This is a genomic window from Vibrio sp. 5S239 (assembly GCF_041439575.1).
Lineage (GTDB): Bacteria > Pseudomonadota > Gammaproteobacteria > Enterobacterales > Vibrionaceae > Vibrio > Vibrio kanaloae.
Genome location: NZ_JBGOOM010000008.1, coordinates 131,794 through 152,597 on the forward strand (window position 1 = coordinate 131,794; position 20,804 = coordinate 152,597).

Annotated in this window: 23 protein-coding genes; 15 read left to right on the plus strand and 8 right to left on the minus strand. The window is 45.0% G+C overall.

The genetic code is table 11. The features are described from left to right. Window positions 1-4: 4 nt before the first annotated feature. Window positions 5-1,462, plus strand: coding sequence for a succinylglutamate-semialdehyde dehydrogenase (gene astD, locus ACED48_RS09015; RefSeq protein ID WP_017055820.1), 1,458 nt, complete (start codon window positions 5-7; stop codon window positions 1,460-1,462). A gap of 212 nt (window positions 1,463-1,674) precedes the next feature. After that, window positions 1,675-2,466, plus strand: a complete 792-nt coding sequence (locus ACED48_RS09020; protein ID WP_017055819.1) for a DUF1338 domain-containing protein — start codon at window positions 1,675-1,677, stop codon at window positions 2,464-2,466. Window positions 2,467-2,569: 103 nt separating this feature from the next. Here the strand turns inward: ACED48_RS09020 and crp are convergent, their stop codons facing one another. The 6 genes from crp to ACED48_RS09050 all read right to left on the minus strand — a co-directional run bounded on the left by crp (window position 2,570) and on the right by ACED48_RS09050 (window position 8,380). Then, on the minus strand, window positions 2,570-3,202 hold the full coding sequence (gene crp, locus ACED48_RS09025; protein ID WP_017055818.1) for a cAMP-activated global transcriptional regulator CRP: 633 nt from the start codon (window positions 3,200-3,202) through the stop codon (window positions 2,570-2,572). Between the two features lie 240 nt (window positions 3,203-3,442). Then, window positions 3,443-4,312 (minus strand): phosphoribulokinase, encoded by an 870-nt coding sequence (locus ACED48_RS09030; RefSeq protein ID WP_017055817.1) that lies wholly within the window; start codon window positions 4,310-4,312, stop codon window positions 3,443-3,445. Between the two features lie 77 nt (window positions 4,313-4,389). After that, window positions 4,390-4,602 carry a YheU family protein gene (locus ACED48_RS09035; RefSeq protein ID WP_017055816.1) on the minus strand — a complete coding sequence of 71 codons (213 nt, stop codon included), beginning with the start codon at window positions 4,600-4,602 and terminating at the stop codon, window positions 4,390-4,392. A gap of 119 nt (window positions 4,603-4,721) precedes the next feature. Beyond that, entirely contained in the window at window positions 4,722-5,714 is a 993-nt protein-coding gene (locus ACED48_RS09040) for a hydrolase (protein ID WP_017055815.1), read from the minus strand. Window positions 5,715-5,990: 276 nt separating this feature from the next. Next, window positions 5,991-6,461, minus strand: a complete 471-nt coding sequence (locus ACED48_RS09045; RefSeq protein WP_017055814.1) for a TIGR02444 family protein — start codon at window positions 6,459-6,461, stop codon at window positions 5,991-5,993. Beyond that, window positions 6,458-8,380 (minus strand): ABC transporter ATP-binding protein, encoded by a 1,923-nt coding sequence (locus ACED48_RS09050; protein ID WP_017055813.1) that lies wholly within the window; start codon window positions 8,378-8,380, stop codon window positions 6,458-6,460. The genes ACED48_RS09045 and ACED48_RS09050 overlap by 4 nt, the downstream gene beginning before the upstream one ends. Window positions 8,381-8,552: 172 nt before the next feature. On the opposite strand from ACED48_RS09050, the gene kefG reads away from it, so the two are divergent. From kefG to ACED48_RS09075, 5 genes are all read left to right on the plus strand, one after another. Next, the gene (kefG, locus tag ACED48_RS09055; protein WP_029626910.1) at window positions 8,553-9,137 is read left to right on the plus strand and encodes a glutathione-regulated potassium-efflux system ancillary protein KefG; all 585 of its coding nucleotides are present in this window, start codon (window positions 8,553-8,555) and stop codon (window positions 9,135-9,137) included. Continuing rightward, entirely contained in the window at window positions 9,124-10,920 is a 1,797-nt protein-coding gene (gene kefB / locus ACED48_RS09060) for a glutathione-regulated potassium-efflux system protein KefB (protein WP_017055811.1), read from the plus strand. Before kefG ends, kefB begins: the two co-directional genes overlap by 14 nt. A gap of 126 nt (window positions 10,921-11,046) precedes the next feature. Beyond that, entirely contained in the window at window positions 11,047-11,247 is a 201-nt protein-coding gene (locus tag ACED48_RS09065; RefSeq protein WP_017632113.1) for a YheV family putative zinc ribbon protein, read from the plus strand. A 96-nt stretch (window positions 11,248-11,343) separates the two neighbouring features. Next, complete coding sequence (gene slyD / locus ACED48_RS09070) at window positions 11,344-11,931, plus strand: peptidylprolyl isomerase (RefSeq protein ID WP_017055809.1); 588 nt, start codon at window positions 11,344-11,346, stop codon at window positions 11,929-11,931. 219 nt (window positions 11,932-12,150) lie between these two features. After that, window positions 12,151-13,113, plus strand: coding sequence for an isoaspartyl peptidase/L-asparaginase family protein (locus ACED48_RS09075; protein WP_017055808.1), 963 nt, complete (start codon window positions 12,151-12,153; stop codon window positions 13,111-13,113). Between the two features lie 126 nt (window positions 13,114-13,239). Here ACED48_RS09075 and ACED48_RS09080 read toward each other — a convergent pair whose 3' ends face one another. Together ACED48_RS09080 and ACED48_RS09085 are read right to left on the minus strand one after the other, a co-directional pair. Further along, a complete protein-coding gene (locus ACED48_RS09080; protein WP_017055807.1) occupies window positions 13,240-13,467 on the minus strand; it encodes a SlyX family protein in 228 nt (75 codons plus the stop codon). A gap of 5 nt (window positions 13,468-13,472) precedes the next feature. Beyond that, window positions 13,473-14,450, minus strand: a complete 978-nt coding sequence (locus ACED48_RS09085; protein WP_017055806.1) for a WD40 repeat domain-containing protein — start codon at window positions 14,448-14,450, stop codon at window positions 13,473-13,475. Window positions 14,451-14,581: 131 nt separating this feature from the next. On the opposite strand from ACED48_RS09085, the gene fkpA reads away from it, so the two are divergent. The 8 genes from fkpA to fusA all read left to right on the plus strand — a co-directional run bounded on the left by fkpA (window position 14,582) and on the right by fusA (window position 20,685). Then, window positions 14,582-15,358: an FKBP-type peptidyl-prolyl cis-trans isomerase gene (gene fkpA, locus ACED48_RS09090; RefSeq protein WP_017055805.1), complete on the plus strand. Its 777-nt coding sequence runs from the start codon at window positions 14,582-14,584 to the stop codon at window positions 15,356-15,358. A gap of 203 nt (window positions 15,359-15,561) precedes the next feature. Further along, a complete protein-coding gene (locus tag ACED48_RS09095; RefSeq protein ID WP_017055804.1) occupies window positions 15,562-16,287 on the plus strand; it encodes a transcriptional regulator in 726 nt (241 codons plus the stop codon). Beyond that, on the plus strand, window positions 16,281-16,670 hold the full coding sequence (gene tusD / locus ACED48_RS09100) for a sulfurtransferase complex subunit TusD (RefSeq protein WP_017055803.1): 390 nt from the start codon (window positions 16,281-16,283) through the stop codon (window positions 16,668-16,670). Before ACED48_RS09095 ends, tusD begins: the two co-directional genes overlap by 7 nt. Next, window positions 16,667-17,023: a sulfurtransferase complex subunit TusC gene (gene tusC / locus ACED48_RS09105; protein ID WP_017055802.1), complete on the plus strand. Its 357-nt coding sequence runs from the start codon at window positions 16,667-16,669 to the stop codon at window positions 17,021-17,023. The genes tusD and tusC overlap by 4 nt, the downstream gene beginning before the upstream one ends. An 8-nt stretch (window positions 17,024-17,031) precedes the next feature. Further along, window positions 17,032-17,307, plus strand: coding sequence for a sulfurtransferase complex subunit TusB (gene tusB, locus ACED48_RS09110; protein WP_017055801.1), 276 nt, complete (start codon window positions 17,032-17,034; stop codon window positions 17,305-17,307). Window positions 17,308-17,489: 182 nt separating this feature from the next. Beyond that, entirely contained in the window at window positions 17,490-17,864 is a 375-nt protein-coding gene (gene rpsL / locus ACED48_RS09115; protein WP_004737194.1) for a 30S ribosomal protein S12, read from the plus strand. 106 nt (window positions 17,865-17,970) lie between these two features. Continuing rightward, window positions 17,971-18,441 carry a 30S ribosomal protein S7 gene (rpsG, locus tag ACED48_RS09120; protein ID WP_010435163.1) on the plus strand — a complete coding sequence of 157 codons (471 nt, stop codon included), beginning with the start codon at window positions 17,971-17,973 and terminating at the stop codon, window positions 18,439-18,441. A gap of 147 nt (window positions 18,442-18,588) precedes the next feature. After that, window positions 18,589-20,685 carry an elongation factor G gene (gene fusA, locus ACED48_RS09125; RefSeq protein WP_017055800.1) on the plus strand — a complete coding sequence of 699 codons (2,097 nt, stop codon included), beginning with the start codon at window positions 18,589-18,591 and terminating at the stop codon, window positions 20,683-20,685. Window positions 20,686-20,804 lie beyond the last annotated feature (119 nt).

Here is a 20,804-nt window from a genome sequence, read left to right on the forward strand (position 1 = left end):
AAGTATGACTCAGTGGATAGCAGGACAATGGGTGGCTGGTCAAGGTGAAGCCATGACATCAGTAAGCCCATACAACAATGAAGTAGTGTGGCAGGGTGATAGTGCAACACCGGCACAGGTTGAATCCGCAGTAGCGGCGGCTCGTGAAGCCTTCTTGGTTTGGAAAAAGCTGAGCTTTTCTGAGCGCGAAGCGATCGTGTTGAAGTTCGCGGAAACAGTGAAAGAGAACAGCGAAGAAATCGCACAAATTATCGCAAAAGAGACGGGTAAACCGATTTGGGAAACTCGCACGGAAGCGGGCGCAATGGCGGGCAAAATTGCTATCTCTATCCGTGCTTATCATGAACGTACTGGTGAAGCTTCACGTGAAGCAGCAGGTAACCAAATCGTTCTGCGTCATCGTCCACTGGGCGTGATGGCGGTATTTGGTCCTTATAACTTCCCAGGACACCTACCTAACGGTCATATTGTTCCTGCACTGCTATCGGGAAATACCGTCGTGTTCAAACCTTCAGAGCAAACACCATGGACAGGTGAGTTTGCAATGAAGCTATGGCAAGAAGCGGGTCTCCCTGCTGGCGTAATTAACCTAGTGCAAGGCGCTAAAGAGACTGGCATCGCACTGGCGGATGCTAAAGGTCTTGATGGCGTGCTATTCACAGGTAGCGCGAATACTGGTCATATCCTGCATCGTCAATTTTCAGGTCAACCGGGCAAGATGCTGGCGCTAGAAATGGGCGGCAATAACCCTATGGTGATCAGTGACCAATTTGGTGATGTTGATGCGACGGTTTATACCATTATCCAATCGGCGTTCATCAGTGCAGGTCAACGTTGTACGTGTGCTCGTCGTCTATATATTCCTATTGGCGAGAAGGGTGACCTACTGATCGATAAGCTTGTTGCAGCAACTCAAAAGATTCGTGTTGATCAGCCTTTCGCTGAGCCAGCACCATTCATGGGTCCACAGATCTCTGAAGCAGCAGCTAAGTTCATTCTGGACGCGCAAGCTAATCTGCAATCGCTAGGTGGTGTCAGCCTAGTAGAAGCAAAATCGGGTCAAGCGGCGTTTGTTTCTCCGGGTATTATCGATGCAACCAACATTGCTGAACTGCCAGATGAAGAATACTTCGGTCCATTGCTACAAGTAATTCGCTATCAGTCACTAGAGCAAGCGGTTGAGTTAGCTAACGACACACGCTTTGGTTTATCTGCTGGTTTAGTATCAACAGATGATTCTGAATGGGAATACTTCGTTGACCATATTCGAGCGGGTATTGTGAACCGTAACCGTCAGCTAACAGGCGCCAGTGGTGATGCACCATTTGGTGGTCCGGGTGCTTCAGGTAACTTACGCCCTAGTGCTTACTATGCGGCTGACTACTGTGCTTACCCTATGGCTTCAATGGAAGGTGGCGAAACTCAATTGCCCGCGACATTTAGCCCGGGTCTTGAGCTGTAATTTAGGCTAATGAGTACTAAGCTCATTCGTTAAACTGGAAATAGGGAAGTGGTGTTATCGCTTCCTTTTCCATCACGCCTGACACCTAGATTGGGCGGTAGATAATAATAGAACAAGTATGTCACAGGCTGATGGCTGCTGACTTTGTGTCTCAGCCTCTCCCTTTCTAATCCAAATTACTAGCTTGCTAGAATCTCTGACAAGGAGTCACCATGACGCCCGATCTACTATTTAAATCACTATGGGATGATTACATTCACAGGCTGTGCCCATCGGCTGAGAAAGTACACCAGTTGCTAAAAGAAGACGAAGCGCTGATTAATGATCATATTGCACTGCGTACTTTCAATGTAGCTCCGCTGGGAATTGAAACGCTGGCTAAGCCTTTCCTTGAGTTAGGTTATAAAGCGTGTGGCGATTACCTGTTTGAGAGCAAGAAGCTAGTTGCTAAGCATTACGAGCATCCAGATCCAAAACAGCCGAAAGTGTTCATTAGTGAATTGAAGGTAGAAGAGTGCTCAAGTGAGTTGCAACAGATCGTTGCTAAGTTGGTTGAGCAAGTTGATGCAAATCAGCTTCAAGGTCATGAATTCTTGTTTGGTGGTCGTCTTTGGGGTTTGAGCTTCGCAGATTTCCAAGTGCTAGCAAAAGAGAGTGAATACGCGTCTTGGTTAGCGGCTCATGGTTACGGTGCAAATCACTTTACGGTGAGTGTGAACCAACTTAATAACTTCGATGAAGTGCAGGCCGTGAATGACTATCTGAATGAGTCGGGATTCACTATCAATGCGTCTGGAGGTGAGGTTAAAGGCTCTCCAGAGGTCTTATTAGAACAATCATCAACAATGGCAGATAAAGTCCCAGTTTCATTTGTTGAAGGCAATGAGATGATTCCTGGTGGCTTCTATGAGTTTGCTAAGCGCTATGCGATGGCTAATGGTGAGCTTTATACCGGGTTTGTCGCAGCATCGGCTGACAAGATTTTTGAAAGCACCAACGGTTAACGGACGAAGCTCTATTTCGTAATGCTCTCGCATCTTCAAAAAACAAAAAAGCCACCAAATTTGCATTTGGTGGCTTTCAAATTTTTGGCTCAGCTAATCGAGATTAACGAGTGCCGTATACCACGATAGTTTTACCGTGTGCAGAAATTAGGTTCTGCTCTTCTAGCATCTTCAAGATACGACCTACTGTCTCACGAGAACAACCAACGATCTGGCCAATTTCTTGACGAGTGATCTTGATTTGCATGCCGTCAGGGTGAGTCATTGCATCGGGTTGTTTCGCTAGGTTTAGTAGCGTTTGAGCGATACGACCGGTTACGTCAAGGAACGCTAAGTCACCAACTTTTTGGCTAGTTACTTGTAGGCGGTTTGCCATTTGCGCTGAAAGACGCATCAGGATGTCTGGGTTCACTTGGATAAGTTGGCGGAATTTCTTGAAAGAAATCTCAGCAACTTCACAAGGAGATTTTGCTCGAACCCACGCAGAACGCTCTTGGTCTTCTTCGAATAAGCCAAGCTCACCGATGAAGTCGCCTTGGTTTAGGTAAGAAAGAATCATTTCCTTACCTTCTTCGTCTTTGATAAGAACTGCCACAGAACCTTTCACAATGTAGTACAAGGTTTCTGCCTTTTCACCAGCATGAATCAAAGTACTTTTTGAAGGGTACTTATGAATATGACAGTGTGAAAGGAACCACTCTAATGTTGGATCGGTTTGGGGTTTACCTAGAACCATAATATCTTACTTCCTCTGCAGGGTATGCTTGCTGCTTTCCGTATTTTAGCTAAGCCTGGATTGACTCGTTAGGATAAGAGCACTAGTTGAGTGCTGCAAGCTATCTTGTGTTTCGTTTAAGAATAGTATCCTTTTTCAGGTACTATTTCTTGATTTTAATCGTGACCAAGCTACGATTTTTTACGCAAAATTGTGCACATGATCACGGTATGAAAAGTAATCAATAAGAACGCCGTACCGTTAACCTATTTTTCCGGTTTCGATGAGCTGTTGCAGGATTGGTCTTACAATGAGCTCCATAGCAAAACTCATTTTTCCTCCTGGCACGACAAGCGTGTTGTGGCGAGACATAAATGAGCCATCAATCATTGCCAAAAGGTATGGGAAATCGACGTTTTTGATGCCACGCAAACGTATAACTACGAAGCTCTCGTCTAAACTAGGGATCCCTTTGGCGTTGAGTGGGTTGGATGTATCTACGGTTGGAACTCGTTGAAAATTGATATGAGTACGTGAAAATTGAGGAGTAATGTAGTTAAGATAATCATCCATTGAACGAACAATTGAGTCCATTACTGCTTCACGTGAGTGCCCGCGATCGCGTGTGTCACGAACGAATTTTTGTATCCATTCAAGGTTCACGATTGGCACCATACCGATTAGCAGGTCGACATGTTTAGAGACGTTGATGTCTCCGTCTACTACACCGCCGTGTAGGCCTTCGTAGAACATCACATTTGAATTTTCAGGGATCTCTTGCCATGGCGTAAAGGTACCTGGCATTTGATTGTAAGGCACGGCTTCATCGAAGGTGTGCAGATAACTCCGTACTTTACCGGTGCCTTCATTACCATACTGATGGAAGAATTCTTCTAATGCGCCAAAATCGTTAGCCTGTGGACCAAAGTAGCTGATGTGCTTACCTTGCGCGCGTGCCTTGCGGATTTCGACATCCATTTCTGGTCGAGTAAAGCGATGGAAACTATCCCCTTCAACCCAAGCGGCCTTCACGTCCATCATATTGAACATTTTGCGGAAGGCTTCTGAGGTAGTGGTGGTGCCGGCTCCAGATGAACCCGTCACCGCAATAATTGGATGTTTAGCGGACATGACAACCCTTGTCGTTTGAGTAACATACTTGTTAGCAATCGACTTTTACTATAACACGGCTCCTTTCTAAGCGCAGCCTAGAAGCGTTTTATGACTTGGATATCAACGGTTTCATGTAGCTCAGAAAACACGATGCTGACCTCTCCCGAGGCTAATTGATGTTTCACTTGGTCAATCTTGTTCTGTAATGAAACCTCTACGTCGCCGTAGTCTGTACCTTCACGCAGTACGAACTCTTTGATGAGGTTTTCCAGTGTCTCTGGCGCGATGTCTTGCCATGGGATGATCATAAATACTTCTCTCTTTTATGTTCATGAGTATGTTCATTGGTACGTTGATGAGTGTGTCTAGTGACATTATCACTCCCCCTTTTTACCAAGGCTAAGCTTATTTTTATAACGTCCGGGCATTATGCCGAATCTTGGAGACTTTCATAGTAGGCGGGTAATGCTTCTTCCAACCAAAATCTAGGTTTGAGCGTACTGCCGGTAATAAAGCCCACATGGCCGCCTTTTTGAAATAGGCGATAGTCGATGTTGTCAGGCAACACGAACTTTGGAATCACGTCGTCTGTCATAAACGGATCGTCTTTGGCATGGATGATCTGAGTCGGTAGTTTTATCCGATTGAGCTTAGGAAGAGCGGAGCACTGTGCATAATAGTCTTGTGCGTTTTTGAACCCGTGTAGCGGCGCAGTAATCCGTTCATCAAACTCGTATAGCTTATTAATTTTCTTGATCGCTTCAGCGGTGATCCCGAGTTTATTTTGTAGCAGATTACCCTTTTTCAACGCATTGGATTTGAGTGAATTGAGCAGGTACTTCTTATAGATCTTGGAGAAACCTCGTTCAATGCGGCTTGAACAACAGGCAAGATCAAAAGGTGCAGAAACTATCGTTGCCGCCGACAGCAATGGGTCATCTGCGTATTCAACCAAATAGTTCGCTAGCATGTTTCCGCCTAAGGAAATCCCAACCGCAACCTTTGGGTTATTTGGAAACTGTCTATCAAGGTGTTTAAGGAAGAAGCGAGCGTCTTCGACTTCACCTGAGTGATATGCGCGAGCCAAGCGATTTGGTTTTCCGCTACAACCTCTAAAGTGCATCATCACTGATAGCCAACCATCTTTAGCAAAGGCATTCATCAGTCCGTTGGCATAAGGGCTTTCAAAGCTTCCCTCTAAGCCATGGAATAGAACGAATATCGGCTTGTTACTTCGAGCCTCATTACTTGGGGTGTCACCCTCTGGCGATTCGCTCCAAGCAAGATCGAGAAAGTCACCGTCGGGTGTTTCTAAGGTTTGCCATTGAGGGGCAAACAATGCCTGCTTTCTAATAAATCGTGGCACTAAGGTTTGTAAGTGCGGATTAGATAAACCAGCGGCTGCGATAAATATTGTCATAAAAACAGTCCATGCTTTTTTTATAGGCTTTGATAAAGTGTTGAGCCTTTAGCGAAACGCCCACGTTTTTATTTGAGCTTGGTTGATTCTCGGTATAAGCGCAAGAGTTTCACTGATACGGGCTGAAAAAACTGGGTGTAGGTAACTAGTTGAATATTTTCGAGATTGACCTTCAAACATATTGCCAGTCATGCGGGCCACTCCCGTGTGAAAACGAAGAGCGATACTACCAAGGTAAGCTTGGATCTTGATTGAAGATAAGAGAAAGGAAACGCGTTAGGGTTGAGGTGCTGGTTCAGAAAAAGCGTCGTAGAGGTTTTCTGCCCCTAATAAACGACAGTATTGAAAGGTAAGTGACGATTGTTGGCTGGCAAAAAGTTTAAGGGAGTTAATGCAGTCAACGAGGTCGGATTGCTGCTGTTTTTCTAGCTGTAGCTCAAATTGGAGAGCTTCGCGGTAGAGAGAGTCGACAACCTGAGGTTTGAGGTGCTTACGTAGCTCACGATAGTTGTGAAGAAGAGTTTCAGAGCGGCTTAAACACTGTTGTACTTTATGCCACTCTTCTTCGGCAAAAGATAATTGCTGCTCATCAAGCCATTTGAGAAGCAGCAGAAGATTGACGTTGCCGTGGAACTGGTTTTGCAAAGCTAAGCACGCATCCTTTACACCGCGCACACTGTAATACTGAAGGCTAAATTGCCATAGTCGTTCCAGTGTTAGTGATGTCGTGGCGTGCTCTGGGCTCATAAGCTATCCATTTCCTGTTCCATTTGCTCAAGTTCTTCTTGAGTGGACATCCAATCCATTTCAACTTCTTCTAGCTGTGATTTACTGCTCGCTTGCAGTGCGAGTACTTTATTCAGTTTAGCCTTATTTTCAGCTTCATAAAGTGAAGTATCAGATAATTGCTGTTCAGCTTCTGCAAGATCAAGCGTCAACTTATCCATTTTCTTTTCAAATTGAGTCAATTGTTTGCGAATAGGCGCGGTCAGTTTTCTGAACTCTGCTTCTTTACGTTTTTGTTCTTTCTTTGATGCTGCGCTGTTCGCGCTGTCTTTAGCCGGAGCTAACGCTTGCGCTTCTTTACGTTCAATTTTTTGCTGTTCAGTCAGCCATTTATAGTAATCGTCAAGATCACCGTCAAACGGCGCAACCTGACGGTCATGTACTAGGTACAAGTCATCGGTGGTTGCACGCAGTAAGTAACGGTCGTGCGATACGATAACCATCGCGCCTTCAAACGTTTGTAGCGCGAAGGTCAGCGCTTGACGCATATCGAGGTCAAGGTGGTTGGTTGGCTCATCGAGTAACAAGAGATTTGGCTTTTGCCATACCAGTAGAGCCAATACCAATCGTGCTTTTTCACCACCAGAAAATGGAGCCACTTTATTGAGCGCTTTTTCACCTTGGAAGCCAAAGCTGCCTAGGTAATCTCGCAATTGTTGCTCGGTGTGCTTAGGCGCAATCTGCATCATGTGCTGCAGTGGTGTCTCTTCTGGATGCAGCGTCTCCAATTGATGTTGAGCGAAGTAACCCAACTTAACGCCTTGCGAATAGTTCAGTTCACCACCTTGCTGTTTTAGTTCGCCTGAAAGCAGTTTGATCAGTGTCGATTTACCCGCACCATTTCGACCCAGCAGGCCGATACGGCTACCTGGAACGAGGTTAAGGCGAATCTTTTCTAGAATTAGGTTGTCGTCGTAGCCCGCCGATACCTCATCCATCATCATGATTGGGTTAGGCAGCGCGTCCGGCTCTCTAAATTCAAAGCTGAATGGGTTATCAAATTGAGCGGGTAGCACTTGTTCCATTTTCTCAAGTGCTTTAATGCGGCTTTGTGCTTGGCGAGCTTTTGAGGCTTTGTAACGGAAACGATCAATGTAGCTCTGCATGTGAGACATTTGCTTCTGCTGCTTCTGGAACATTGCTTGTTGCAGGATCAGTTTCTGAGCACGTTGAGTCTCAAACGACGAGTAGTTTCCTGTGTATTCGTTAAGCTGCTGGTTTTCAACATGCACGATGCGGTTGACGATAGGATCTAAGAAGTCTCTATCGTGCGAGATAAGAACCAGTGTACCAGGGTAGCTTTGTAGCCAGCGTTCTAACCACATCACAGCGTCTAAGTCTAAGTGGTTGGTAGGCTCATCGAGTAGCAGTAAGTCACTACGACATAGAAGAGCTTGCGCTAAGTTCAAGCGCATACGCCAACCACCCGAAAATTGGGTCAGATTCCATGTCATTTGTTCTTGGCGAAAACCAAGGCCATCAAGTAATTCAGCGGCTCGTGAATTGATGGTGTAACCACCAATGGTTTCAATTTTTCCGTGTATTTCTGCTACTAGTGTACCGTTGTCGGCCTGTTCTGCTTTGGCTAATTGCTCTTCAAGGCCACGATATTCTCTGTCACCATCAATCACATACTCAATAGCTTTTCTTTCTAATGCTGGGGTTTCTTGTGCAACCCAAGCCATTTCCCAGTGAGCGGGTTTACTGAATGAACCTGCATCAATAGATAATTCATCCTTAATTAAGGCGAAAAGCGTGGATTTACCACAGCCGTTTTTACCAACCAAACCGATCTTGTCGCCAGGGTGAAGAGTCGCAGATGCTTGGTCGAGTAATGGCTTACCGCCGCGTAGCAATTGAATATCAGAGAAAGTAATCATAGAAGTAGCATAGAAATTAGAGGTGAACAGACGCCTGCATAGTAGGCTGAAACCAGATAAAAGTCGATCACAATGCAATTTGCGTTATTATGCCAATAACATATTAATAACTTTTGTTTTAAATTCTTGTGGCCTCGCCACTGTTTAGCCCTCAAAGGAATGTTTCAAAGGAATGAGTAATACTCCCTCGACAGACCACCCCGTGCCAAAGGTGTTAATAATTTACGCACACCCGGAGCCGCACACCTCTATTGCTAATCAAATGATGATTAAAAAGGTAGAGTCGCTAGGGCATGTTAAAGTTCATGATCTCTATGCCATCTATCCAGACTTTTTTATCGATGTCCCTTATGAGCGTAAATTGCTCCTTGAGTACGACGTGATTGTGTTTCAACACCCTTTATTTATGTATTCATGCCCTTCGCTCTTGAAGGAGTGGTTTGATCGCGTGTTAGGGAAAGGTTTTGCGTTTGGTGAGCAGTGTGCGCTTAAAGGTAGGTACTGGAGAAGTGTTATCACTACTGGCGGTAAAGAAGAGGCATTTGGCGCTGCAGGCTATAATAAATATCCATTGCAAGAGATTTTACAACCGTTTGAGTTAACCGCTGCTTTGTGTCAGATGAACTGGATGTCACCTTTCGTTTTACATTGGGCACGAAATGTTTCGGATATGGCACGTTATCAACACGCTGAAGCCTATCGAAACTGGTTGCAAGATCCGCTACAAGATACAGGAGCGAATGATGGCCCTGACTAATGATTTTCTGCAAAGTAGCGTTATCTTTTTAGCGGCGGCTGTCGTTGCGGTTCCTATTGCACAGCGAGCTGGTTTGGGTTCGGTGTTGGGGTATTTGTTAGCCGGTGTGGCGATTGGGCCATGGGGGCTCGGGCTGATCAGTGACGTCGAGGCAATTCTGCATTTCTCCGAACTTGGGGTCGTATTATTGCTCTTTCTGATTGGTTTAGAGCTAAACCCCAAAAAATTGTGGCAAATGAGAGCGCCTATTCTTGGGTTGGGTGGCGCGCAAGTGTTGATCACCACTTTGATCATTACCGCTATCGTGCGTTTGTTTGGTTTAAGTTGGCAAACGAGTCTCGTGATAGGTATGGGGTTGGCACTATCTTCAACTGCGATAGCTTTGCGTGTTATAGAGGAGCGAGAGCTCGGTGGCAAAGAGGCCGGGCAGTCAGGCTTTGCGGTGTTACTTTTTCAAGATATCGCGGTCATTCCAATGTTGGCGATGTTACCCCTGCTTGCTGGTAATGTCGGTGGCAGTTGGGCTGATATGTTGTGGATGCTGGGTGGTGTGATCGGTTTGTTTGTTGGTGGTCACTTCTTACTGAGACCACTGTTTCGGTACATCGTCATGAGTGGTGTGCGTGAGGTGTTTACGATTGCGGCGTTATTACTCGTGATTGGTATCGCGGTCATAATGCAGCAAATTGGCTTGTCGATGGCATTAGGTACTTTCCTCGCGGGCGTACTTTTGGCTGAAAGTGAATATCGACACGAGCTTGAGATTGCGATTGACCCCTTCAAAGGGCTGCTGCTTGGTCTGTTCTTTATCTCTGTTGGGATGGCGGTAAACTTAGGTTTGTTAGCGGAAAGCCCATTCGTCATACTTAGTGCTGTGTCTGCTTTGGTCGTCTTAAAGGGCGTGGTGTTGTATGTGCTGGCTCGTATCTTTGGTACTCAAGCTAAAGCGCGTAGCCGAATGGCAATGATTCTTAGCCAAGGTGGTGAGTTTGCCTTTGTCATTTTTACTGCGGCGAGCGCACAAGGCCTCTTAAGTAACGAACAAGTGTCGTTCTTATTGGTTGTTGTCAGCTTGTCTATGGTGACAACGCCATTGATGTTAAAGCTGCAAGATAAATTTTTCGCTCGTCAACTTAATCAAATCAGTGAAAGTACGATGCCTTCAGATGTGGTGGATCGCAGCCCTCGCGTGATCATTGCTGGCTTTGGTCGTTTTGGTCAAATCATTGGCCGCTTAATGTATGCCAACAAGATTCGTATCACAGTCCTTGAGAGTGATGCCAGCCAAATACATATCCTTAGAAAGTTCGGCTACAAAGTATTTTACGGCGATTCAACACACTTAGAGTTGTTAAGAGCTGCGGGGGCAGACAAAGCCGAAGCTATTGTGTTGTGTACTGACTCTCCAGACGAAATCATGAAAACCGTCGACTTGTGTAAGCAGCACTTCCCACGCTTAAAAATCTTAGCGCGTGCTCGAAGCCGTGTTGAGGCCTATCAATTGCTTAACCACGGTGTGAGTAACTACTCGCGAGAAACCTTCCTTGGAGCTCTCGACTTAGGTCGTCAAACGTTGACCGAACTCGGCATGCATCCTTATAAAGCGAAGCGAGCAGAAGCACACTTTAGGAAATTGGATAATGGTATGCTGAAGGAGTTACTTTCTCAGCATAGTGAAGATGCAGAGCTAGCTCAAAGAGCCAAAGAGGCTCGTAAAGAGCTCGAAGAGATTTTTGGACACGAGATGGAAAATGATCACCAGTCTCGAAACTATTGGCAATAATCCAGAGCTGAGAGTCAATGATTTTGTAATAAGAAAAATACAGCCTAATAATAAACGCGGTCTCTATTAGTTTTACATCGTGGAGCATAGAAGAACAGCGAATCCAAAGTAGTAAAGGACATGAACGTGAAACAGAAAAAACGCTTTATCGCAGGGGCGAGCTGCCCAAGCTGCAACACTCAAGACACACTGCGTTGGTGGGTCGAGAATAATATCGAGCTGGTGGAATGTGTCGACTGCGACTTCACTGAACAGCGTAAACCGAAAACTGTAGAGAAATCTGAACACGCGAATCAAGAAATGATTGGTATTTTTAAACCAGAATGATTGAGTTTCATTAATTCATCCCCATAATACCCGGTGTACAAAATTTATTCCTAGGTTCAACTGTTCGAGCCTAGTCCAAACCTCCTTGGAGCTCTCATGAAAATTGAAAAGAACGTAGTAGTTAGTGTTGCATATCAAGTGAAACTTGAAGATGGCGTAGTAGTTGATCAATCAACTGCAGAGGCTCCACTAGATTACCTTCACGGTCACAACAACCTAATTACAGGTCTTGAAAAAGAGCTTGAAGGCAAAGTGGCTGGCGACAAATTCTCTGCAACTGTTACTCCAGAAGAGGCTTACGGTGAGCACAACGACGCATTAGTTCAACGAGTGCCTTCTGATGTGTTTCAAGGTGTTGAAGAAATCGAAGTAGGTATGCGTTTCCTAGCAGATACAGACCAAGGTCCGATCCCAGTAGAAATTACTGAAGTAGATGGTGACGAAGTTGTTGTTGACGGTAACCATATGCTAGCAGGTCAAACACTAACGTTTGATGTTGAAGTTGTAGCGGTTCGTGAAGCGACTGAAGAAGAAGTTCAACACGGTCATGTGCACCAAGAAGGTGGCTGTGGTCACGACCACGATCATGACCACGAAGGCGGTTGCTGCGGTGGCGAAGACCACGACCACGGTGAAGAGAAAAAAGACGGCTGCTGCGGCGGCGGTAGCTGTGGTTCTCACTAATACCGAATTAACGGTGTAGATTAAGAATCTTGAAAGCCTCCCTTGTGGAGGCTTTTTTCGTATTGGCGCCGAGCCTTTTGACCTGGCTTTTAATCTACCGAACTAAGTATCCGTAAATCTAAGCATCCGCAAAAAGTTTGGTTTTCTCTATCAGACATAGAATCATGGATGTGGTATTGATAGCACAACATTCTAAGAATACGTCAGTGGAGAATTTGCATGTCACAGCCTTTTTCAATCGCCATTCATGGTGGTGCTGGAACCATCTTGCGAGATCAGATGAGCGATGAACTAAAAACGGGCATTGTCGAAGCCTTGAAAAAGTCTGTTTTGGCCGGTTATCAAGTTCTGCAATCGGGAGGTGATGCTCTCGATGCAGTGGTTGCATCGGTTAAAGTGATGGAAGACAGCCCACACTTTAATGCTGGTAAAGGTTCGGTTTTGACTCATGATGAATTTGTTGAGATGGATGCCTCAGTGATGCATGGGCGTGAAATGGATGCCGGTGCGATAGCTGGGGTGCGTCATGTTAAAAACCCAGTTGAGCTCGCGCGTGATGTGATGCTTAAAAGCGACCACGTACTACTGATTGGCGAAGGTGCTGAGAAGTTTGCCTTTGAACACGAGTATACGTTTACCGAGCAAGACTACTTTTTTACTGAACGTCGCTACGATCAGCTGCAATCGATGAAGGAGAAAGGTATTTTTGCTCTCTCTGAAGCTCAGTATGAAGAGCAACAAGACCAGTATCCAGACGATAAAAAGCATGGAACCGTAGGGGCTGTAGCGTTAGACCAAGCGGGTAACTTAGCGGCTGCGACAAGCACTGGCGGCGTGACTAATAAGCAATATGGTCGTGTCGGTGACTCGCCAATCATAGGTGCAGGCACTATTGCCGAAAATGGTAACGTTGCTGTTTCTACAACGGGTATGGGTGAGTTTTTCCTCAGAAAAATGGTCGCCAGTGATGTGGCTGCACGAATGCGTTACCTCAAGGAAGATGTGCACACGGCCAGTGAGCAAATTATCCAAGGTGAACTAAAAGCCATGGGGGGGGAAGGCGGTTTGATCGCTATTGATGGCCAAGGCGAAATTCATTTCGGAATGAACAGCTCTGGGATGTACCGTGCCAGCGTTGATACTGAAGGCTATGTTGAAGTGAAAATTTATGCCGATGAGTAAACCATGATAGTTTGATCCTAGCCTGTCGGTACATAAACGAAGGGCGACAGATAGATCTGCCGCCCTTTCAATTTTTGTTGTCAGTGGAGTGCATCACTAATATTTATTCGCTCGTTTTCAGCTTGCCTAATAGTGTGGCGGTGGCGTCTCTTCTGATGCGTCTGCTAAGTTTGAGCCATCCATGTTTTTCACTTTGCCAACCACGAACTTCATTTGGTCTTGCATTCTTGTGATCAACATCTGTTGTTGGCTAAGCGCTTCATTGAGTTCTTCAATGGTCTGTTCTTGAAAAGCTAGCTGACACTCTAGGTCATTCACGCGGCTTTCCAGTTTTTCAACTCGCTTTTCTGTCATCGTTCTTAATCCACATTCCAAGCTTGGGCAATGCCCGCTGAGGTGCCCGATATCACACGGTTTTTATCATCAAAGGTCGCATCATACACTACCGCACGGGGAGGGCGAGCATCTTTTAATGGTTCAGCATCGTGACGAGAAATTCTTTTGCCATCCTGAGTGTTCCACACGCTCACCTGGCTTGATGGTGTTCCTGTCACCAACATGCGGCCGTCATCAGAGAAACGTGCACTTGAAAATATCAATTGTCGAGACCAACTCTGTAGTTGCGCTTGATACTCACCAGTTTCAAGATCCCAAATCATAGCCTGATTACCTCCGTCAGAAGTAAAAGCCAGTTCACCATCGCGCTGTAGCGCAACTCGTACTACTCTTTGTTCATGCTCAAAGGTACGCAATACCAAGCCAGACTCGGTATCCCAAAGGTAAGCCTTGTAGTCATTCCCGCCAGTAAGTGCGTAGCGACCATTGGCCGAAAGGGACACTGAATTCACTTTTTCTCGGTGAGCGAGGAACTCCAGACGGCGTCCGGTGACTAAATCCACATAGATCGCTTTACCATTAGACAGGCCAAGCAATACTTTTTCACCGTTGCTAGATATATCGACATCGCGAATCAAGCCATCGGAAATAGACCAAAGCCCTTGAGCTTGAGTCCAAGATAAGTCCCATACGGCGAAATTCATTTGGCTTGCGGTAATGGCAAAGCGACCATTGTCCGAGATTCGGATACGGGATACTTGGTTTTCTGATTGGTCTTGCGGACCGAGTTGAGCAAGCTCTTTGTTTTGCTCTAAGTCCCAGAGCAGTAAGTGTTTTTTCTGAGAGTAGAGCAGGGCGAAGCGTCCATCTCTGCTGAGAGCAAAGCTGGTGGCACCATTGGGTTCAATTTCCCAACGTTGATCATCATCTTGGAAGAAAAAACAGCCATTTAACAAGGTGATGACAATTGTACATAGCAATGAATGAAAAAATATTCGCATCACGTCTAATAATCCGGTTTTTGTCGAAAGACATATGACTAGTATATTGTTATAACTAACGTATTCACACCAATCTAATCATTAGATTTGTGCACAATAACCAATGGCTTGGCCATTAATTGGAGAATTCAATGAAATCAGTTTTAAAAGTATCACTGCTTGCCGCAACGGTTATGCTAGCAGTTGGTTGTCAGAAAGAAGAACCAAAGGCAGAAGCTCCTCAAGTAGAAGAAGTTAAAGTAGAAGCAGTAAACTTTAAAACAGAAGACGACAAAGCGGCATACGCAATCGGTGTATCTTTCGCTAACTACCTAAGCACAAGCATTGATAAGCCAAGCGAGCTAGGCATTAACCTAGACAAAGACATGGTTCTTCAAGGTATCGAAGACGTATTTGCAGAGAAAACGGCACTGAACGAAGAAGAGACTCGTGCGGCTCTTGAAGCTCTAGACAAGCGTGTTGCTGAAACTATGCAAGCACAAGCGGCAGAAAAATCGGCAGAAACTAAGAAAGTGGGTGATGACTTCCGCGCTGAGTTCGCAAAGACAGAAGGCGTAGAGCAAACTGAATCAGGCTTACTTTACCAAGTAATGACGGCCGGTGAAGGTGCTTCTCCAAAAGACACGGACACAGTTCAAGTTCACTACAAAGGTACGTTAACAGATGGTACTCAGTTCGATAGCTCTTACGAGCGTGGTGAACCAGCAACATTCCCACTTAACCGTGTAATTCCTGGTTGGACTGAAGGCGTGCAACTGATGAAAGTTGGCTCTAAGTACAAGTTCGTTATCCCGCCAGAGCTAGCATACGGTGAGCAAGATACACCGACTATCCCTGCTAACTCAACGCTAGTGTTTGAAGTCGAATTACTAAAAATTGATGACACTGAAGCGGCTCCTGCTCAGTAATATCAAATCGAAACTTCGTTCTAAAATACGTTGGTAGAATAAAAAGCCTAACTTTAAGTTAGGCTTTTTTTGATTTTAAATTGAGTATTTTATTTTTAAACTTGTTCTAAATCACTAGTTGCAATGTTAGCTAGGTGTGCAATTAAAATTTTCTGATAAACTTACATAAATTTGTTGATTTTTCACACGAAGGTAAGGAATAAGTGACTACTACAGAAACAATCAATGCAGATGTGTTACTTGAAATGGAATCAGTCCACGTTATGCCATTCAGTGAACACGATAAAATTATTTTAAGATCTTATGAGGCCGTTGTTGATGGTATTGCGAGTCTTATTGGTCCGTTTTGTGAAATCGTTTTGCACTCACTAGAAGACCTCAATACTTCTGCAATTAAAATTGCCAACGGTGAGAATACTGGTCGTCAGGTTGGATCTCCGATCACCGATCTTGCATTAAAGATGCTGAAAGATATTGAAGGTTCTAAGCGTAACTTTTCACGCTCATACTTCACTCGCGCTAAAGGTGGAGTATTAATGAAGTCGATCACGGTTGCTATCCGTAATGGTGAAGACCGAGTGATAGGTTTATTGTGTATCAACGTCAATTTAGATGCGCCATTCTCACAAGTGCTGCAATCTTTCATGCCAACGCAAGACGCTGATGAAGCTGCGTCATCGGTTAACTTCGCAAGTGATGTTGAAGAACTCGTAGACCAAACGGTTGAGCGAACGATTGAAGAAATTAATGCAGACAAGTCAGTATCGAACAATACTAAGAACCGTCAGATTGTGATGGAGCTTTACGACAAAGGTATTTTCGATATCAAAGATGCGATTAACCGTGTTGCTGAACGCTTGAATATCTCGAAGCACACCGTATATTTGTATATCCGCCAACGTAAAACAGAGGATGAAGAGGGTTGTTAAGCTACACACTCCTAGTTAATGGGCCCGTTTACGGCTCACAATCCGCAAGAAGTGCTTATCAGTTTGCAGTGGCTCTGATTAAGCAGGGCCACAAACTTCACAGTGTGTTCTTCTATCAAGATGGCGTCAGTAACGGCTCAGCTCTTACCGTACCGGCTAACGATGAATTTGACTTAGCATCAGCTTGGCAAAAACTGGCTGATGAGCACGATGTTAGCCTAGAGACCTGTGTGGCTGCTGCGTTAAGGCGCGGAGTGATTAGCCCAGAAGAATCGGAGCAACATAAACTGAGTGCTTCTAATCTGGCGTCAGGATTCACTCAGGCCGGATTAGGGAGTTTATCGGAAGCGCTGCTCACGCAAGATAGGGTCGTACAGTTTTGAGAAAGTTAGCCTTTATATTTAATAGTTTTCCTCATAGTACTGCTGCCGGTAGAGAAGGATTAGACGCATTACTTGCCGCTTCCGCTTACAGTGAAGACATCTCCGTGTTCTTTGTTGGCGATGGCGTGACACAGCTCCTTAAAGCGCAGCAACCCGACGAAGTCCTATCACGCGACTACATCTCAGCATTTAAGCTTATGGACCTGTACGACATCGAACAGGTGTATGTGTGTCAGCGTAGCCTGTGTCAGTTTGGTCTTTCGACAGACAACCTGTTGATTGATGTAACCGCTGTTGAAGCGGATGAGTTAACGCAGAAGCTAGCTCAATGCCAGCAGATACTGACTTTCTAGGGAACGCTATGCTTCATATCGTAAAATCAGTCGACAAACTTAAACTCGCATTGACCTACTCTCAACCACAGGATAACTTCCTTTTAGTGGAAGATGCGGTGTATGTTTGCCTTCCCAATCATGAGTTATTCACTCAAATCTGCGCAGTTGATCAGGTGTCGGTGTTAAAACCGGATCTCGATAGCCGAGGTTTACAGCCCCTTGTCTCTGGTGCACTTAGTCAAGTGGACTTTGACGGGTTCGTTAAACTGACGGTTTTGAACGACAAATCAGTCACTTGGTAGCCGTGTTTTATCAGTTTGGTTAAAATTAAACCATCCTGAGCTCTGGACGGCTAAAAAAGATCTGTATATTTCTTGACACACCTCCCACTGCTGAATAGAATTTTGCGTCCCTAATTACGACTTGTGATTAGGGATAGATTTTTCACAAAGCTTACTTTCAAGTAAATTTCAGGAGCTAGTTAATGGCAACTATTAACCAGTTGGTTCGCAAACCTCGTGTAAAGCAAGTTGTTAAAAGCAACGTGCCTGCACTAGAAGCGTGCCCACAAAAACGTGGTGTATGTACTCGTGTTTACACTACTACACCTAAAAAACCTAACTCGGCACTACGTAAAGTATGTCGTGTACGTCTAACCAACGGTTTCGAAGTAACTTCGTACATCGGTGGTGAAGGTCACAACCTTCAAGAGCACAGTGTTGTACTAATCCGTGGCGGTCGTGTAAAAGACCTTCCGGGTGTTCGTTACCACACTGTTCGCGGCGCGCTTGACTGTGCTGGCGTTAACGACCGTAAACAAGGTCGTTCTAAGTACGGTGTGAAACGTCCTAAGTCTTAATGCATTTTCTTTTTTAAAAGAAAGCGTTAAGTAAGGCCAAACACTATTTTATTTATTATTCTGAAAAGTTTTGGAAAAAACCTGAAGAAGACAACGGAGAATATCCATGCCACGTCGTCGCGTAATAGGTCAGCGTAAGATCCTTCCAGATCCTAAGTTCAAATCTGAATTGCTGGCAAAATTCGTTAACATCCTTATGGTTGACGGAAAGAAATCTACTGCAGAGAAAATCGTTTACACTGCACTAGATTCAATGGCTGAGAAGTCTGGTAAAGACCACTTAGCTGTATTTGAAGAAGCTCTTGAAAATGTTCGCCCAGCGGTAGAGGTTAAATCTCGCCGTGTAGGTGGTTCAACTTACCAAGTACCTGTAGAAGTTCGTCCGGTTCGCCGTAACGCTCTTGCTATGCGTTGGGTAGTTGAAGCTGCGCGTAAGCGTGGTGAAAAATCTATGGCTCAACGCCTAGCTGCTGAAATGCTAGACGCGTCTGAGAACAAAGGTACTGCGGTTAAGAAACGTGAAGACGTTCACCGCATGGCTGACGCAAACAAAGCGTTCGCACATTACCGCTGGTAATACCTTTTTTGTGCTGCAAGGTTCCTTGCAGCACTTCTTTAGTTCCTATGCATATGCTAGGAACTATTGCTATTTCTAGGGCTGGTACTTTTTAGCTTCCTGGGTATAGCAATAGTCCCTAAGTCTCTAAGTTAAGAGGATTCAACCGTGGCTCGTAAAACTCCTATTGAGCGATACCGTAATATTGGTATTGTTGCTCACGTAGATGCAGGTAAAACAACCACAAGTGAACGTATTCTGTTCTATACCGGTCTTTCTCACAAAATCGGCGAAGTTCACGATGGTGCAGCAACCATGGACTGGATGGAGCAAGAGCAAGAGCGCGGTATTACGATCACTTCAGCAGCGACCACTACGTTTTGGCGTGGTATGGAAGCTCAGTTCTCAGATCACCGTATCAACATCATCGACACCCCTGGACACGTTGACTTTACTATTGAAGTAGAACGTTCTTTGCGTGTACTTGATGGTGCTGTCGTTGTGTTCTGTGGCTCATCTGGCGTTGAACCTCAGTCAGAGACAGTATGGCGTCAAGCCGATAAGTACCAAGTTCCACGTCTGGTTTTCGTTAACAAAATGGACCGTACAGGCGCAGATTTCTTGCGTGTCGTTGAACAGATCAAGGACCGCTTAGGCGCAACTCCTGTTCCTATCCAATTGAACATTGGCACTGAAGAAAACTTCCAAGGTGTTGTTGACCTTATCAAGATGAAGGCAATCAATTGGAACGATGCTGATCAAGGCATGACCTTCACTTACGAAGATATTCCAGCAGACATGCAAGAAATGGCTGAAGAATATCGTACAGAACTTGTTGAAGCCGCTGCAGAAGCAAGTGAAGAGTTGATGGATAAGTACCTTGAAGAAGGCGAACTAACAGAAGCTGAAATCAAACAAGGTCTTCGCACTCGTACCCTTAATAATGAAATAGTACTAGCAACTTGTGGTAGTGCATTCAAAAACAAAGGCGTACAAGCTGTTCTAGATGCCGTTGTTGATTTTCTCCCTTCACCAATTGATGTACCTGCGATTCAAGGTATTGATGAAGACGAGAATGAAGTAGAGCGTCACGCGGACGATAAAGAACCGTTCTCTGCTCTAGCCTTTAAAATCGCAACCGACCCATTCGTTGGTACTCTAACTTTCATCCGTGTTTACTCTGGTATTGTAGAAAGCGGCAAAACTGCTTACAACTCTGTGAAGAAGCAACGTGAACGTTTAGGTCGCATTGTTCAAATGCATTCAAATAAACGTGAAGAAGTAAAAGAAGTACGAGCAGGTGACATTGCAGCCATTATTGGTTTAAAAGATGTAACCACAGGTGAAACTCTGTGTGACCAGAATCATAAGATTATTCTTGAACGCATGGAGTTTCCAGACCCAGTTATTCAGATCGTTGTAGAGCCAAGCTCGCAAGCTGATCAAGATAAAATGACCATTGCTCTAGGTAAACTAGCAGCAGAAGACCCATCGTTCCGTGTTGATATGGATGCGGAAACAGGCCAGACACTGATTTCTGGTATGGGTGAACTACACTTAGATATCATCGTTGACCGTATGAAGCGTGAATTTAACGTGAACTGCAACGTTGGTAATCCACAAGTAGCTTATCGTGAAACAATTCGCGGTACAGCGAAAGCAGAAGGTAAATTTATCCGTGAGCATGGTGGTAAGGGTCAGTACGGTCACGTATGGCTGAAACTGGAGCCATCAGAAACTGGCGAAGGCTTTGTCTTCGTAGATGAAATTGCCAACGGTATTGTACCTAAAGAGTTTATCGCTTCAGTTGCTAGAGGCGTTGAAGAGCAGATGAACAATGGTGTGCTTGCTGGCTATCCAGTTTTGGATATCAAAGCTACACTGTATGATGGTTCTTACCATGAAGTTGATTCAAGTGAGATGGCGTTTACAATCGCTGCCTCTATGGCTTTCAGGACGGGTGCACTTGAAGCGCAACCAGTTCTGCTTGAGCCTATGATGAAAGTTGAAGTAACTACTCCAGAAGACTGGATGGGTGACGTTGTTGGCGATATTAACCGTCGTCGCGGCATCATCGAAGGTATGGACGAGGGGACAGCTGGCCTGAAGATAATTCGTGCACAAGTTCCGTTGTCTGTCATGTTCGGTTACGCAACTGATTTACGTTCTGCGACACAAGGGCGTGCTTCTTACTCTATGAAGTTTAGTGAGTACGCTGAAGTGCCTAACAATGTTGCAAAAGCAATCATTGCAGAACGTGGTTAAACAAAAGGAAGGCATTTTTCTTTATTTTTTAAAAGAACAATGCGTCCAAATATTGCGCTAACGAGAGTTGGCGCATAAAATAGCAATTTCTGGCGCGTCTCGGTCAATAATGAACGTGG